Origin of the sequence: Thiohalomonas denitrificans, from assembly GCF_016841685.1 — a bacterium.
GTDB lineage: Bacteria > Pseudomonadota > Gammaproteobacteria > Thiohalomonadales > Thiohalomonadaceae > Thiohalomonas > Thiohalomonas denitrificans_A.
Genome location: NZ_JAENYR010000032.1, coordinates 23617 through 37655 on the forward strand (window position 1 = coordinate 23617; position 14039 = coordinate 37655).

Genomic DNA, 14039 nt, shown 5'->3' on the forward strand with positions numbered 1-14039 from the left:
CCTGCTATCAAGGACTTATATCGCTTGCAGGCATCAAAAATGTGAGTATGCGTTTACCCTGTCTTGCCAGTATGGCGCTGATTCATTCCCATTCACGGCCTGCTACAATAATCGCCTTCCAACCGAACCTCTTCGCCGGCCGCACCTCAAACCTGAATAATGTACATGCCTTACGTATCGCCTCTTACCCCGGAGCCGGCTCGCCGATCCGGGGATCAGACCCGCTGGGGTCGCCTCTACGGCAGCGCCATGGGGTTGGTCGTCTCTGCCACCGCACGCCGACACAACGGCATTGTCCTCGTAGTCACCTCCGACATGGGCGCTGCGTCGCGCCTGGAAAACGAGCTGCGTTTCTATAACGGACCCGACAGCGATGTGCCGGTATTTACCTTCCCCGACTGGGAGACACTGCCCTACGACAAGTTTTCACCTCACCAGGACATCGTCTCCGAACGGCTGACGATTCTCCACCAATTGCCTGAACTGGATCGAGGTGTATTGATTGTACCCATCTCCACGCTCATGCACCGGCTGCCGCCACGCGAGTTCGTGCAGAGCCGTACTTTGGTTTTGGATGTGGGCGACACCATCAATATCGATTCGATGCGAAGGAGTCTGGAGGAGAGCGGCTATCGTTGCGTCTCCCAGGCCATGGAGCATGGTGAATTCGCCGTCCGGGGGAGTCTGCTGGATCTCTACCCGATGGGGAGTCGGCTCCCCTATCGCATCGAGCTGTTCGATGACGAAGTCGAGACCATTCGCACGTACGATCCGGAGAACCAGCGCTCCATCGACAAGGTCGACCGGGTTCGTCTGTTATCTGCTCGTGAATTCCCCCTGGACGAGAATGGGGTGCGGCACTTCCGAGAGGCCTATCGTGCGGCTTTTGAAGGTGACCCGAAAAAGAGCGTGGTCTACCGTGATGTCAGCCAGGGGATCGCCCCGCCCGGCATCGAGTATTACCTGCCGCTCTTTTTTGAGCGCACGGAGACCCTGTTCGATTATCTCCCCGGCAGTGCCCTGCTGCTGACCACTGAGGCAGTGGATGAGGGTGTGGAGAGTTTCCGGCGGGAGACGCAGGACCGCTACGAACTGAGCCGCTATAACCTGGACTACCCGCCCCTGGAGCCCAAACGGGTATTTCTTGAGGTTCCCGAAACCTTCGGCCAACTCAAACGCCTGCCCCGCACCCGGCTGCAGCGTTTTGAGATCCCCGAGGGCGAACGCGGTGTCAACTACGCCACCGAGGCGCCTCCCAGCCTCACCTTTGATATCCGCACCGAGCATCCGACCGATCGTCTGATGCAGTTCGTCAACGGATTTCCGGGGCGGGTGCTGTTCAGTGCCGAATCCCCCGGCCGTCGCGAAACCCTGCTGGAAATGCTGCGCGGTTGCGGTCTACAACCGGCAGCAGTCGAGAGCTGGCGCGAGTTCATGGAGGCCGACCAGCCAGTCGGCATGCTGGTCACGCCGCTGGAAAATGGGCTGGTCGTAGACGATCCGGCTATTGCGGTCATTGCCGAGCCACAGCTCTATGGCGAACACGTGGTGCAACGGCGGCGGCGTAACCGGAGCCGGGCCCGCGATGCCGATGCTGTGGTACGCCACCTGGCGGAACTCCAGGTCGGCGCGCCGGTGGTGCATGAAGACCACGGTGTGGGCCGCTATACGGGGCTGCAGAGGCTCGATATCGGGGGTGTCGAAGCCGAATTTCTCACCCTGGAATACGCCGGCCACGACAAGCTTTATGTGCCTGTCTCCTCTCTTCACCTGATCAGCCGCTACACCGGTGTATCACCGGAGACGGCGCCCCTGCACAAACTGGGCAGCGGCCAGTGGGAAAAGGCCAAGCGCAGGGCTTCGGAAAAGGTGCGCGACGTAGCGGCCGAGCTGTTGGATATCTATGCACGCCGGGCGGCCCGGCAGGGCGTCGCCTACCCGCTGGACAGAAGCCAGTACGCCGCATTTGCCGCAGGCTTTCCGTTCGAGGAGACCCCCGATCAGCAGGATGCGATCGATGCGGTCATCGCGGACATGGTCTCTCCACAACCGACGGATCGCCTCATCTGCGGCGATGTCGGCTTCGGCAAGACGGAGGTGGCGATGCGAGCCGCCTTCACTGCCGTCATGGGAGGCAAACAGGTGGCCGTCCTGGTGCCGACCACCCTATTGGCCGAACAGCATTTCCAGAACTTTCGCGACCGTTTCGCCGACTGGCCGGTCCAGATCGAGACCCTCTCGCGCTTCCGCTCCAAAAAAGAGCAGAACCAGACGATGGCCGGCCTCGAAAAGGGCAGGATTGATATTGTGATCGGCACCCACAAGCTCCTTCAGCCGACGATGCGCTACAAGGATTTGGGACTGGTCATCATCGATGAGGAGCATCGGTTCGGTGTGCGCCAGAAGGACAAGTTCAAGGCCCTGCGCTCGGAAGTCGACGTACTGACACTGACGGCCACTCCGATTCCTCGCACCCTCAACCTGGCCCTCGGCGGCATGCGTGAGCTTTCCATCATTGCCAGCCCGCCTGCCCGGCGACTGGCCGTCAAAACCTTCGTTAACGAGTGGAACTCCGGCCTCATCAAGGAAGCGTGTCTACGCGAAATCCGCCGCGGCGGCCAGGTCTATTTCCTCCACAACGACGTCGACAGCATCGGTCGCATGGCCCGTGAACTGCAGGAACTGGTGCCGGAGGCCACTGTCGAGGTGGCCCACGGCCAGATGCGGGAGCGGGAGCTCGAACGGGTCATGTCGGATTTCTACCACCAGCGTTTCAACATCCTGGTGTGTACCACGATTATCGAGACCGGGATCGACATCCCGACGGCCAATACCATCATCATCAACCGCGCCGATCGCTTCGGTGTGGCACAGCTTTACCAGCTGCGCGGCCGTGTAGGTCGTTCTCATCACCGCGCCTACGCCTACCTGTTCACCCCCTCACGGCAGGCCATTACGCCGGATGCAGTGAAACGGCTGGAGGCCGTGGAATCCATCGAGGAGTTGGGTACCGGGTTTACACTCGCCACCCACGACCTGGAGATCCGTGGTGCCGGCGAACTGTTGGGCGACGAGCAGAGCGGCCAGATGCAGGAGATCGGCTTTACGCTCTATTCCGAACTGCTGGAGCGGGCAGTAAAGGCCCTCAAGGAGGGCAAGGAGCCGGACCTCGACAAGCCGCTGCACCAGGGCACCGAGATCGAACTGGGGGCCCCAGCGCTAATCCCGGATGACTACCTGCCCGATGTGCACAGCCGCTTGATGCTCTACAAGCGCATTGCCAGCGCGGCGGACCGTCATGAACTCAGGGAGCTTCAGGTCGAGATGATCGATCGCTTCGGGCTCCTGCCGGAGTCGACGAAGACCCTGTTTCGGATTACGGAACTGAAGCAGAAGGCAAGCCCGCTCGGGATCATCAAGGTAGAATTCGGCGACGCCGGCGGGCGGTTGATCTTTACCGCCGAGCCGAGCGTCGACGCGATGCGGATTATCACACTTGTGCAGAACGACCCCGAGACGTACCGCTTCGAGGGCGGCGAACGACTGCGGATCGTGCGTTCGATGCCCGATGTCGAGGATCGTATCGAACAGCTCGAACAGCTACTCAAGCACCTCGCAGCGTAGGAAGGCTTGGTTACTACCCGCCACCGGGGGTATTTTCCTTCCCGGAGGGGGCATCCCCGCGCCGCATTGCGTGACGGAGTTATCGCCGCTGCCGGTTCCAACAGGTGAAACCGGAGGATGGAATGCTAAACTACCTACCTTCCCCGAAAACGAGTCGAATAATGCGTGGAATCCTGTTCATCCTGCTGGTCCTCCTAATCGCCACCCCGGTAGCCGCGGCCGATCGTGGGCAGACGCGTTGGTACGATGTTGAGCTAATCATCTTCACCCCGAGCGGGGAAAATTTTCTCAATGCCGAAGCGTGGCCCAAAGAGCCCCAGCTGCCGAAGATCGAAAACGCCCGGTTGCCGGGACAGGCGACCCGGGCACAAGGGCTCGAAGCCTTTCAGATCCTCACGCCCGGCCAGCAACAGCTAGGCGGTGCCTATCACCGGTTGAAAACCTCATCACAATTCGAGCCACTGGTTCATATCGGTTGGCGCCAACCCGGGCTGAGCAAGGACAAGGCCCTGCCGGTGCGGATCACGCTGGATTCCAACGGCAGGGTTTTGACGGGTGGACAAGCCACGTCGGCGGCCCCACGCGGGGCACTGAGTCAACAGCCCGACTTACCCCGCCTGGATGGAACTGTGACGGTGGTCCTGTCGCGTTATCTGCATCTGAAGACCGATCTTGTCTACCGCATTGAAGCCGATTCGGTGACGCACAGGCGCACGCGGCCGGACCCGGCGGTGATCGACCTGAGCACCTCTGTGCGATCGTACGATGCACAAGGCCGTGACGAAACTCTTTTCGATCAAGGCCCTACGGTGGAAGAACCCCGCTACCTGGAGTTTGTGGTAAACGACTCCCGCCGCATGCGTAGCAGAGAGTTGCATTACCTCGACCATCCGGTTCTGGGTGTCATCGCGCTGATTACACCGTATGAGGCTCCTTGACAGACTTGAAACAACGCTCTGGTCCGTTGCCAAAAGCTAGTGGTCCATTCGGAAAATAGTGTAACGCCCAGCCGGTCTCACCAGCGCCATCGGCAAGGCGCAGGACTGGCCGTAGCCAATTCAAGCGACTGCTACGCAGCCGAGGGGACTTGTGGGCCGGCCCTCAGGGAGCCTGTCCGAGAATAGACGGACCTGCTCGGCTCTGGCATCCTGCTTCGCTCTAACTCCTCCATCCATGGAGTCGTGCGGTCATGCCTGATTGGCCAGATTTCCCACTCATTTTCGTTAAATAGAACCACTATTCGCCTCAATGACCGAAAAATCTGACTCGATCCGTCTTCTCCTCGTGACGGCCGCCATTCTCGGATAAGCTCCTAGGCATCAACAGCGCAGTACCGCCGTCTCCAGCAAACGACGTACATCCTCCATGCCGCTCATCAGGTGCTGTTCGATCTTGGCCATGGTGATTTCACCCTCTCCCCGACCTGCGGCCATGTTGGCGACTACCGCGATCGAGGCATAGCAAAGCCCCAGCTCGCGGGCCAGAGCAGCTTCGGGCATTCCGGTCATGCCCACCATGGCGCAGCCGTCCCGCTCCAATCGGTCGATTTCCGCACGGGTCTCCAGGCGCGGGCCCTGAGTGGCACCATAAGTACCGTCGCCTGCCGCGTCGATTCTCACGTCTCTGGCGACCTCCAGCAGGAGCTGCCGTAGTTCGCTACAGTACGGGTGGGTGAAATCGACATGGGTTACGTGCGTGAGCCCCTCTTCGAAATAGGTGTTCACCCGCGACCAGGTGTAATCGATGATCTGATCCGGAAAGGCCAGCCGGCCGGGCGTCAAATCGGCACGGATCCCTCCGATGGCGTTCACCGCAATGACCTTTTCGGCCCCGTTCTCCCTGAGGGCCCAAAGGTTGGCCCGATAGTTGATTTTGTGGGGCGGGATGGTGTGACCTGAGCCGTGACGCGGCAAAAACATCACCTCGTTGCCCGACAGCTCCCCATGCACCAAGGGCCCCGATGGTTCGCCATAGGGAGTATGGCTGACCTCGCGCTTGACGATCTCCAGCCCTTTCAGGGACGTCAGGCCGGTACCGCCGATAATCGCCAGTTTTGCCACTTAAACCTCCCGCTTCACTGCGAAAATTCCCGGAGCATTTCGCAGGTAACTTTTGTAATCCATGCCGTAACCAAAAACATAGTGATCTTCCACATCGAGCCCAATGAAGTCGGCCTTCAGTCCATTCTTCCGCTCGTGCCGTTTCTCGACCAGCACAGCGCTATAGACCTTGAGGGCGCCGGCCCGTCGACAATCCTCAATAATGGCCGCCAGGGTAATCCCCTCATCCAGAATATCATCGACCACCAGCACGATGCGTCCCGACAGGGGCGTGGCCGGACGTACGATCCAGTCCAGCTCTGCTCCGGAGGTATTGCCCCGATAGCGGGTTGCATGGACATAGTCGATGTGCAAGGGAAAGTCGAGCCGCGGCAGCAGATTACCGGTCGGTATCAGGCCACCGGTCAATACACATAGAATCAGTGGGTTGCGATCATGCAGCCGCTCGGTGATTTCACCCGCCATGCGATCCACGGCGGCTTCCACTTGCTCGAGGGTATAGAGGCAATCGGCTTCGCGGTATACCCGTTCCGCTTCTGCTGGAGTTACCGACATGGGCAGCGATGAATCTCTATCAGTGAACCAAATCGCAAACGGCGAGTATATGCCGCGCCGCATCCAAAGGCCAACGGACCCTTCATGGCCGAGGGCAACTGCATACTTTGAAGCGAGCGACGTAAGTCCATCAGTTACGCCGTGAATAGGCGTTTGCCCCTGCTCACACCCGCTCCAGAGCCGAACGCCCACTCACCTTCATTTCGACCCCCTCCTCGCTACGAAATGCCAATCCTTCCGGCATATGGACGGTGGAAGTCGGAAAGGCGATCTCGGCGCCATGGGATTCGATGATGGCGATGATTTTAAGAAGTACATCCTGTTTCACCTCATGGTACTTCACCCATTGGGTGGTCTTGGTGAAGGTGTATATGAAGAAGTCCAGGGAGGATGGGGCGAAACCATTGAAGTTGACGATGAGCGTCTGCCCGGTGTCGATCTCCGGGTGTTCCTGGAGCATCTGTTTGACCTCCGCAACCACACCCTCCATCTTGCCGGCGTCGTTGTAACGAATGCCGACGGTCTCGAAGATACGGCGGTTGTGCATACGCGAGGGGTTTTCCACTGCGATGTTGGAAAACGTCGAATTGGGTACATAAAGCGGGCGCTTGTCGAAAGTCCGGATCACGGTGAGACGCCACCCGATCGTCTCTATGGTGCCCTCGATATTCCGATCCGGGGAACGAACCCAATCGCCGATGGCAAATGGTCGATCCAGGTAGAGCATCAGGCCGCCAAAGAAATTGGCGAGCATATCCTTGGCAGCGAAACCGACGGCAATCCCGCCGACACCGCCGAACGCCAGTACCCCCGAGATGGAAAAGCCCAGGGTCTGAAGTGCCATGAGCACCCCGGTAATGACCACCGAAATCCGCAGCAGCTTGCCGACGGCTTCAACCGTGGTCGGGTCGTATTCGCCGCCCTTCCAGCGCAGGATATTCGCCTCCACTCCCTGAATGAAACGGATCAGTGCCCAGGTAATGACCGATATGATCCCCACCGCTCGCAGCGGCGCCACCGCTTCGAAGATCGCCGCACCGGTATGCTGGCCGACGATGTCGGCCGCAAAGCTGATTCCCGCCAGCCAGATGAGGGCCGTCAGTGGCCGCCGAATCGCAAACAGCAGGGCATCGTCCCAGAGGGAGGGCGTCCGCTCGACGCGCGGGCGAACACGCTCGAGCAGCCGCTTTTGCACAAGGTCTGCTATCAGGGCGATAAACACCACCAGAAATACCTGGCCCGCCAAAAACAGGGTGATGTTGTCCTGTTGCAGTTCGCTAAGCAGTTGTTCGACTTCCATCAGTTAACCCGGATTATTCACCGCAAAGACGCAAAGAAAGCAAAGAACGTGTTTAACACGATGTTTCGCATTCGCCGTGGCGTTCCTCTTTTGTTAAGGGAACATTTGTGACCGTTCCGACCTGTATCCCTGTGCTTCGCCGTTTGATAACCCCTGTGCGTCAGATCCCCAGTTCCAGACTCGGATCGTCTTCCAGCGCGTGCAGTGCTTCGGAGGCACGCCGCCAGTGCGGGTCGCGATGCAGTTCACTCAAGGTCACCGGGTGCAGCCCGTGCATACGGGCCAAACGGGCGTGGAGAACTGGATTGTTGTTCTCCCCGAGCCCGTCGAGAATCCGGGCCGCAGCCGGAGGATTGTTGCAGATGATTGCCATGTCGCATCCCGCACCCAGAGCCGCTTTGGCGCGTTCCGGATAGTCTCCCGCCACACTGGCGCCCTCCATATCGAGATCATCGCTGAAGACCACCCCCTGGAACCCCAGCCGCTCGCGCAGCACCTCCTGAAGCCAGAAGGGTGAAAATCCCGCCGGTTCCGGCACCACCCGGGAATAGATGACATGGGCGGGCATTACGGCTGCCAGCCCCTGGCGGATAAGGCGCTCGAACGGCAGCACATCCTCGGCAAAGATGTCGGCAAAACGCCGCTCGTCGACGGGTATCGCCTCATGGGAATCTTCGATAACGGCCCCATGGCCCGGAAAGTGCTTGGCGGTAGCCGCCATGCCCGCCTCCCGCATGCCCAGGATATAGGCGCCGGCAAGATCGGACACGATTTCCGGGTCGCTATGGAAGGCGCGATCACCGATGACGCCGCTGACCCCCCGCTCCAGATCGAGCACCGGCGCGAAACTGAAATCGATGCCGACGGCCCGCAACTCACGAGCCATCACCCAGCCCGCCGTCTGCGACAGGCGGCGGGCACGGGAGGGATCACGCTCATGGACGTCCCCCAGCCGGCGGGCCCTGGGGAGCCGCGTAAAGCCGGAGCGAAAGCGCTGCACCCGCCCTCCTTCATGATCCACCGCAACCAGCAGGTGCGGCTCCCGTACCGCATGGATCTCGGCGACAAGCGCCCGAAGCTGGTCGACATCGTGATAGTTGCGGCTGAACAGGATAACGCCGCCTACCGCGGGATGACGCAGCATCTCGCGCTCATCGAGCTCAAGCGCGGTACCGTTCACGTCGACCATAACCGGACCCAGAGACATCGTATTTCCCTTCAAAAGTGAATCGGCCCGATTTTAACCTACATTTTGCACCCGAGGGCGCGTCATCGGGTGCAAAATGTAGGTTCTAAGCCATTGACGAGGAGATTGCCGCAACCCGAACGAGCGTTTTCCACCAAAACTACAGGAGATTTGTACACGAGCAGTCACTTGTCCCAAAAACCCCGTGCTCCCCGTGTACCCCGTGGTTTTCCGCAGTACTCGGTGTTCTCAGTGGGCTAACTACTCCTTGATGATAACCGGGGTGCCAACCGCCACGCGTTCAAACAGCTCGACCAGTTCACGGTTGCGCATCTTCACGCAGCCATGAGACGAGGGGATCCCCATCGGGTCGTCGTCCGGGCAGCCGTGGATATAGACATAGCGGCGCATGGTATCGACCTCGCCGAGTCGATTCCGGCCCGGCTCGGTCCCGGAGAGCCACAGGATCCGCGTCAGGATCCAGTCGCGTTCGGGAAATCGCCGGCGCAGTTCCGGGGAGTAGATCTCCCCGGTGGGTCGACGCGCACGGAATACCGTGTTCTCGGGACACCCCGCACCCACCTTGGCGCGAACGACATGCCGCCCCCGGGGGGTACATTCGCTGCCGTTGCGTTCGCCCGGGCCGTTTTTCGCCGTGGAAACCTTCACCTCCATCGCCACGCGGCTCTCCTCAAGCAGGCGCAGGCGCTGCTCGCCGATGCTGACCTCGATATAGCTATTGATCACGATCCGTCCAGTCCTTATAGGGGTGTTTTACCAGGCAGACATTGTAATAACGCTTGTCATGCGAGACCTCTTCGCCGGCCCAGGGTGGTACCTCGAAGGTCGCATCTTCGGACGGCAGTTCCACTTCGGCCACGACCAGCCCCTCGTTATCCCCCGCAAAGACATCCACCTCCCAGAGCACCCCGGCGAACGTCAGGCGGTATCGGGTCTTCTCGATCAGCGGTTTTTCGCAAAGCTGATCAAGCATCTCCTCTGCCTCACCTCGCGGTATCGCATACTCGTACTCGCTGCGGGTAACCCTCAGCGTCGCGCTTTTAATGTTGAGATTGGCCTTCTGACCCTCGATGCGAACACGTACGGACACCTTTGCCGAGCCCACCAGGTAGCCCTGTCGAAAGCGGGTCCCCGCATCGGCCTGTTCCCGCCAGGTATCGTACCGAACCCGGAATTTGCGTTCTATTTCGGTCCCCATGCCCTCTTTTCCCGCTTCAGACTTCGATAGTACGATCCTACGCGCGCGGCCTACGCTACGCACCCTCGGGGACCCGACGAACCGATACTTCACCGAGAGGGTTTCGCAACGGCGCCTCTGCAATGCCATGGTTCGATACTTTCAAAGGTTTACACTTGAACCCAACGACGGCGTGACCGATTTCATCGTCTGGAAGTAACTGCTCGCCCGGGATCGCGCACGGCCCAGGAAATCCGTCATCCCCGCGTAGGCGGGGATCCATTTTGAGCCATGCTTCTGCTCTCTGGATTCCCGCCTACCCCCCCGCCTGCGCGGGGGTGACAGGGAATGATGGAGGGGGTGAGTAGTTATCTGGAAGAACAATACCAACGATCAAGCGACGGAGGACAAGCATGCGAGCGATGCTCATGGCGGAACCCGGTGGTCCTGAGGTGCTGCAACCGGCCGATGTATCGAAACCCGGCCCTCTTGGGGAGCAGGAGATTCTCGTACGGGTGAAGGCCATCGGGGTGAATCCCATCGATACCAAACTGCGGGGGCGCGGCACCTTCTACCCGGATAAAATGCCGGCCATCCTCGGTTGTGACGGCGCCGGCGTGGTGGAGGCCGCGGGGAGCGAAGTCACCCGCTTTCGACTCGGGGACGAGGTCTATTTCTGCAATGGCGGCATCGGCGCCGCGCCGGGGACCTATGCCGAATATACGGTCATGAACGAGCAGGTAGCTGCGGCCAAACCCGTCTCCCTCGACTTCATGCAGGCCGCTGCCGCCCCGCTGGTGCTGATCACGGCCTGGGAGTCCCTCCATGATCGGGCACAGATCATGGCTGGCCAGGATATCCTGATCCATGCCGGTGCGGGAGGGGTCGGCCATATGGCCATTCAACTGGCCAAGGCCGCCGGCTGCCGGGTGATCACCACCGTCGGCAGTGCCGAGAAGGCGGAGTTCGCCAGGCAGATGGGAGCCGACGAAACCGTTCTCTACAAGGAGCAGGATTTCGCCCGGGCGGTGCTCGACTGGAGTGATGGAGAGGGCGTCGATGTGGCCCTGGACGCCGTGGGCGGGGCGATCTTCGAACAGACCTTCGGTGCCGTCCGCCCCTATGGCAAGGTCGTTACCCTGCTTCAACCGGGGCCGGATACCGACTGGAAACAGGCGAGACTGCGTAACCTGCAAATCAGCCTGGAGCTGATGCTCTCGCCCATGTATATGGGATGGGAAGACGCCCTCCGGCACCAAGGCTGGATCCTCGAACAGTGCGCACAGCTGTTCGACCGGGAAGAGCTTGCCGTGCATGTATCGCACAAGCTGCCTCTGGAACAGGCTCCGGAGGCCCACCGCCTCATCGAAACGGGCGGCATGATCGGCAAGGTGGTACTGACGGTGGACTAACCACGGGGACCACGGGCGCATGGAGAGAAAAAAGATCGGACAACCTGTTTTTACCCCGTGGTCCCCGTGCCCCCGTGGTTACCGCTCGTCGTTGATTCGGACCTGCACAGCAGGGGTACAGCTCCCCTCCTTCGCTTCTATAGCCGCTCCGCCAGAGTCTCTTCGGTCAGCGTCATTTGTCGGATGGTCCCTGCGAATCCGGCCTCGTCCGGGACCCGCAGGCGGATATAGTTGCCGGTCAATCCGCTCTTTCCGCGCTCAACCAGGACATCGAAACGCTCTCCCATCTGGCCCCCGATGAAATCTCGGCGTAGCTGCCTGCCCAGCTCGCGGATCTCCGCCGCCCGCTCCCGGCGAATATTGCCGTTTACCTGTGCCATTTCCGCCGCCGGCGTGCCCTCACGGACCGAATAGGGGAAGACGTGGAGTTTGGCAAAGCCGAGCTGCTTTATAAACGCCAGGGTCTCCCGGTGTTCGGTGTCAGATTCCTCCGGAAAACCAGCAATCACATCGGCGGCAAGCGCCACGTCGGGCCGCACCCTCCGCGCCTGCTCGGCAATACGCCGGGCCTCTTCCGTGCCGTGGCCGCGCACCATGCGCTCCAGCACTGGGCCGGAGCCGCTCTGAAGCGAAAGGTGCAGATAGGCGCACAGGCGGGGATCGGAAAAGAGATCGAAAAACCCCTTGTGGAGATATTGCGGTCCCAGGGAGGAGAGCCGGATACGCGGCATTTCGGTCTCCCTGAGGATCCGTTCGATAAGCAGATGCAGCCGGGCCTGCTCGGCGCGGTTGGAGTCCTCCGCTCCCCAGGCCGCCAGATTGATGCCGGTAAGCACGATCTCGCGAATGCCCGCCTCCTCCGCCTCCCGAACCTGCCGGATGACCTGTTCGGCAGGAAGATTGGCATGCGGCCCGCGGGCAACCCGGGTGATACAGAAGCTGCAGAGATTGTCGCACCCGGTCTGAATCGCCACCGGCAGCCGGGTTCGGGAACCGAGGGGGAACGGCAGCTCATCCAGTTGCACACCGAACCGTTCATAGAGGGCGGTTTCATCGGTAAAAACCATCGTCCCCGGCGAGTACTGCCGCCACCGGCCGGTATCCACCCGGGGGCCACACCCCATGACCGCCACCTGCTCCACCACCCGGCCGGCGGCATTGACCTCCTTGCGGGACTTGCGATCCGCCTCAGCGGTCACCGTGCAGGTATTGACAAAGACATACTCCGCCTCTGCCTCGCCGACCAATTCATGACCGGCCGCCTGCAAGGCCGCCGCCACCCGCGCCGAGTCGAGGGCGTTCATCTTGCAACCAAGGGTACGGATATAGAATTTCACGTGTTTTTAACCGGAAGAACGGATTTTTAACCGCAAAGGACGCAAAGCACGCGGAGGGGTTCGTTCTATAACTCGTCATTCCCGCGCAGGCGGGGATCCATTTGAACGTGCTTCTATCTCTGGATTCCCGCCCGCAGGAATGACGGGGGGCGAGTAGTTACGCTCTGCGAATCTCAGCGCCCTCTGCGTCTCTGCGGTAATAATTTCTTTTGCGCTCTTTGCGCTCTTTGCGGTTAACAAACAACCTAAGCCGCGGAAACTCCCGCCTCTTCGCCGCCGAACCACTCGAGGACCCGGGGCAGGAAACGGCCGAGTTCGAGCGTCATCAGGGCGAACTGGGCATCGAACGCGGCGGCTTCATCATGGGCATTGGCGTCATCAAGGGCTTCCAGAACCGTGTCCTCAAAGGCAAGACGCTTGACCGCCAGCTCCTCATCCAGCACGCAACTGATGCGATCCTCGAATTGCAGGGCGAGCTTGGTGACCTGTTTTCCGGTCTCCAGGTGGGCGCCCACCTCTTCCGAGAGGAGATTGAGGCCCTTGACCCGGACCACCCCGCCCTGCTCGCCCGGCTCCTTGAGCTCGCACTGATCGCCCAACTCCACCCCGGTCGGCACCGGCTCGCCGGAAACCCAGGAAGTCATCACGACTGACGGAGAGGACTGCACCCGCGGGGGCACTGCCGGCAGTGAACCCACCGATTTCCGCAGCAGTGAGACCACCTCTTCGGCCTTTTTGGCGCTGGCGGCATCCACCACCAGCCAACCCTCTTTGGGTACGAGATAGGCAAAGACATAGCTGGAGCGGGTAAAGGCCCTGGGAAGCAGGCTTTGGACCACCTCCTCTTTCAGGGACTGCCTCTCCTTCCGTCGCACAGGACGACCCTCGGCCTCCTCGATCTCGGCCGCTTTTTCGGCAACCTCTTCCGTTACCACGGAATTGGGCAGGATCCGCTCCTCCTTGCGGGCACAGATCAGGACCGCGCCGGCGGCCCCGTGAGCGAGGTTTTCACTCCGCCGGCCCAAGGGCGGCACCCAACCCAATGTGGAGGTTTCGAGGCTTCCGCAGGAGCGAAAAGCGTCATGCTGCAGTTGCTTGGCGAGCTCCTCTGGCGGCAGAGTAAACGGCGCACTGAGGCGATAGAGACGCAGATTCTTGAACCACATAACGCGGCCTCCAGGAAAAGGAGGCTCATTATCCACGAATCGCATCGGGGGTTCTATGCCCATATCATCGCGAGGCGTACCCCCTGCTGCGCCAGCCCGAATCAGTGACGAACCTTCAGCCGTCATTGCGAGCCGTACCCGCCGCTACGCGGCCCCGAATCGGTGACGAACGTTCAGCCGTCATTGCGAGCCGTACCCCCT

General features: G+C 60.7%; 11 protein-coding genes. 3 read left to right on the forward strand and 8 right to left on the reverse strand.

The genetic code is table 11. The features are described 5' to 3' along the window. Window positions 1–165: 165 nt before the first annotated feature. Both mfd and Q7L05_RS08810 read left to right on the forward strand, forming a co-directional pair. The gene (gene mfd, locus Q7L05_RS08805) at window positions 166–3624 is read left to right on the forward strand and encodes a transcription-repair coupling factor (protein ID WP_303904992.1); all 3459 of its coding nucleotides are present in this window, start codon (window positions 166–168) and stop codon (window positions 3622–3624) included. A 161-nt stretch (window positions 3625–3785) separates the two neighbouring features. Further along, window positions 3786–4562: a CsiV family protein gene (locus tag Q7L05_RS08810; protein ID WP_303904995.1), complete on the forward strand. Its 777-nt coding sequence runs from the start codon at window positions 3786–3788 to the stop codon at window positions 4560–4562. Between the two features lie 381 nt (window positions 4563–4943). On the opposite strand, the gene Q7L05_RS08815 is transcribed toward Q7L05_RS08810, so the two are convergent. From Q7L05_RS08815 to Q7L05_RS08840, 6 genes are all read right to left on the reverse strand, one after another. Further along, entirely contained in the window at window positions 4944–5684 is a 741-nt protein-coding gene (locus Q7L05_RS08815; protein WP_303904998.1) for an S-methyl-5'-thioinosine phosphorylase, read from the reverse strand. Beyond that, entirely contained in the window at window positions 5685–6239 is a 555-nt protein-coding gene (locus Q7L05_RS08820; protein ID WP_303904999.1) for a hypoxanthine-guanine phosphoribosyltransferase, read from the reverse strand. 163 nt (window positions 6240–6402) lie between these two features. Then, window positions 6403–7539, reverse strand: coding sequence for a mechanosensitive ion channel family protein (locus tag Q7L05_RS08825; RefSeq protein ID WP_303905002.1), 1137 nt, complete (start codon window positions 7537–7539; stop codon window positions 6403–6405). Between the two features lie 160 nt (window positions 7540–7699). Next, complete coding sequence (nagZ, locus tag Q7L05_RS08830) at window positions 7700–8746, reverse strand: beta-N-acetylhexosaminidase (protein ID WP_303905004.1); 1047 nt, start codon at window positions 8744–8746, stop codon at window positions 7700–7702. A gap of 240 nt (window positions 8747–8986) precedes the next feature. Then, window positions 8987–9475, reverse strand: coding sequence for a L,D-transpeptidase family protein (locus Q7L05_RS08835; RefSeq protein ID WP_411293329.1), 489 nt, complete (start codon window positions 9473–9475; stop codon window positions 8987–8989). Beyond that, window positions 9462–9944 carry a CYTH domain-containing protein gene (locus Q7L05_RS08840; RefSeq protein ID WP_303905009.1) on the reverse strand — a complete coding sequence of 161 codons (483 nt, stop codon included), beginning with the start codon at window positions 9942–9944 and terminating at the stop codon, window positions 9462–9464. The genes Q7L05_RS08835 and Q7L05_RS08840 overlap by 14 nt, the downstream gene beginning before the upstream one ends. 392 nt (window positions 9945–10336) lie before the next feature. On the opposite strand from Q7L05_RS08840, the gene Q7L05_RS08845 reads away from it, so the two are divergent. Further along, a complete protein-coding gene (locus Q7L05_RS08845; RefSeq protein WP_303905012.1) occupies window positions 10337–11335 on the forward strand; it encodes a zinc-dependent alcohol dehydrogenase family protein in 999 nt (332 codons plus the stop codon). 137 nt (window positions 11336–11472) lie between these two features. On the opposite strand, the gene Q7L05_RS08850 is transcribed toward Q7L05_RS08845, so the two are convergent. Further along, window positions 11473–12672, reverse strand: a complete 1200-nt coding sequence (locus tag Q7L05_RS08850; protein WP_303905015.1) for a MiaB/RimO family radical SAM methylthiotransferase — start codon at window positions 12670–12672, stop codon at window positions 11473–11475. A gap of 245 nt (window positions 12673–12917) precedes the next feature. After that, complete coding sequence (rdgC, locus tag Q7L05_RS08855) at window positions 12918–13838, reverse strand: recombination-associated protein RdgC (RefSeq protein WP_303905017.1); 921 nt, start codon at window positions 13836–13838, stop codon at window positions 12918–12920. Window positions 13839–14039: the final 201 nt, after the last annotated feature.